Origin of the sequence: Achromobacter sp. Bel, assembly GCF_012928505.1 — a bacterium.
Classification (GTDB): domain Bacteria; phylum Pseudomonadota; class Gammaproteobacteria; order Burkholderiales; family Burkholderiaceae_B; genus Achromobacter.
Window position 1 is genome coordinate 1 of record NZ_JABBJN010000121.1, and the last position, 2044, is coordinate 2044.

The window sequence follows — 2044 nt, forward strand, 5'->3', positions numbered from 1 at the left end:
CGTCCACTTGCCATCAGCGTCGATGGAGAACGTACCGTGCTGGCCGGCCGCGTCGGTCTGCGGCTTGAAGACCGCTTCGCCCGCGTCCGGATCGGTGACGGTGAGTTGGCCGCCGACAGACAGCTTCACGTCTTCGGTGACCGTGCCCGCATCGCTGCCCGGGGTAGCCGGGTTGATGACGGCGCCGTCGTCGGTACCGTTGATCGTGACGGTGACATCCTTCGACACGACCCCGCCGTTGCCGTCATCGACGGTCACGGTGAACGTTTCGGTGATGGACTGGCCGGTCTTCAGCGCCTGGACGTCCTTGTTGGCGTTGTCCAGGTTGTAGGTCCAGTTGCCCGAAGCATCGACCGAGAAGGAGCCGTACGTACCCTTGCCACCGTTGTTGACGGTCCAGGCGTGCGTGTCGGTCGTATCGACGTCAGCGACATCCAGCTTGCCGGTGGCAACCAGGGTGCCGTCTTCGGTGACTGAGCCATCGGCCTTGCCGGTCAGGACCGGGATGTCGTTGGTACCGACGATCGTGACAACTACTTGACCCGTGGTGCCGTCAGCCGTCGTGACGGTGAAGGTCTCGGTCAGGGTCTTGCCAGCGCCCAGGCCTTGAACAGCCGGGTCGTTGTTGGTCAGGTTATACGTCCACTTGCCATCGGCGTCGATGGAGAACGTACCGTGCTGGCCGGCCGCATCGGTCTGCGGCTTGAAGACCGCTTCACCCGCGTCCGGATCGGTGACGGTGAGTTGGCCGCCGACAGACAGCTTCACGTCTTCGGTGACCGTGCCCGCATCGCTGCCCGGAGTCGTTGGGTTGATGATGGCGCCGTCGTCGGTACCGTTGATGGTGACGGTGACGTCCTTGGTGACCACGCCGCCGTTGCCGTCATCCACCGTAACGGTGAACGTTTCGGTGATCGACTGGCCGGACTTCAGGCCCTGGACGTCCTTGTTGGTGTTGTCGAGGTTGTAAGTCCAGTTGCCGCTGCCGTCCACGGAGAACGAACCGTACGTGCCCTTGCCGCCGTTGTTGACGGTCCAGGCGTGCGTGTCAGTCGTATCAACGTCAGCGACATCCAGCTTGCCGGTGGCAACCAGGGTGCCGTCTTCGGTAACAGCGCCATCGGCCTTGCCGGTCAGGACCGGGATGTCGTTGGTACCCACGATGGTCACGACCACTTGACCCGTCGTGCCGTCAGCGGTGGTGACCGTAAACGTTTCGGTCAGGGTCTTGCCAGCGCCCAGGCCTTGAACCAGGCTTTTATTCCGAGAACCCCGCAGGTGATCCTGCGGGGTTTCTCTTTTATATAGAGTGAGAACCTATACTTCTCTGCTGTAAAGATGGAAAGATCCAGCGGAACAGTAGTTTTGCAAGAACGTTGCAAGTCAGGCAAAAGCCGGTTGCAAGATCTGCAAAAATGATGTTATAGTTTCAGGCTTGGCTGCTACCGAAAGATCAGGGTTTACCCCGACATTTCGATAGCTGCTAGGAAGAGAAAAGTCAGCGCGAAAGTGCTGATGAGGCCTGAAGGGGCTGCGTGCAAGGTGGTGGAGTAGTTGAGGCGCGAAAGCGCAGACAAATACGACACTGGTTTGACAAGCGATAAAAACTCCTTCATAATCTCGCTTCTCTGCTGCTGAAAACAGCAGGCGACCGTCCACTCTTATCGGTTGTTTGATATAGCTGGGATCAGTTGTAGGCTTGGGTCGAGGGAATCTTCCCTGGGTCTTCAGCTACCTGACTACTGATCCGAGAAGGTTTTGGGTCTGTAGCTCAGTTGGTTAGAGCACCGTCTTGATAAGGCGGGGGTCGTTGGTTCGAATCCAACCAGACCCACCAAAGTATTTCGCGTAGTGCTGGTCACTGTGTGGGATATGGGGGTGTAGCTCAGCTGGGAGAGCGCCTGCTTTGCAAGCAGGATGTCATCGGTTCGATCCCGTTCACCTCCACCATTGATTCTCAAATAATCGCCCTGGTGGTGATGTAGAGGCTAACTCATAGCGCTGTTGTCAGCGCTATGAGTTAGGTTTTACCTAACAGCTATAT

The 2044-nt window shown here is 58.0% G+C and carries 1 protein-coding gene and 2 tRNA genes; 2 read left to right on the top strand and 1 reads right to left on the bottom strand.

Annotated elements, in window-relative coordinates; translation table 11 throughout:
• The coding region (locus HG262_RS30810) for a VCBS domain-containing protein (protein WP_211187864.1) at nucleotides 1-1278 on the bottom strand (1278 nt) is incomplete at its 3' end.
• A gap of 482 nt (nucleotides 1279-1760) precedes the next feature.
• On the opposite strand from HG262_RS30810, the gene HG262_RS30815 reads away from it, so the two are divergent.
• Together HG262_RS30815 and HG262_RS30820 are read left to right on the top strand one after the other, a co-directional pair.
• Nucleotides 1761-1837 (top strand) — tRNA-Ile (locus HG262_RS30815).
• A 37-nt stretch (nucleotides 1838-1874) separates the two neighbouring features.
• Nucleotides 1875-1950 (top strand) — tRNA-Ala (locus HG262_RS30820).
• Nucleotides 1951-2044 lie beyond the last annotated feature (94 nt).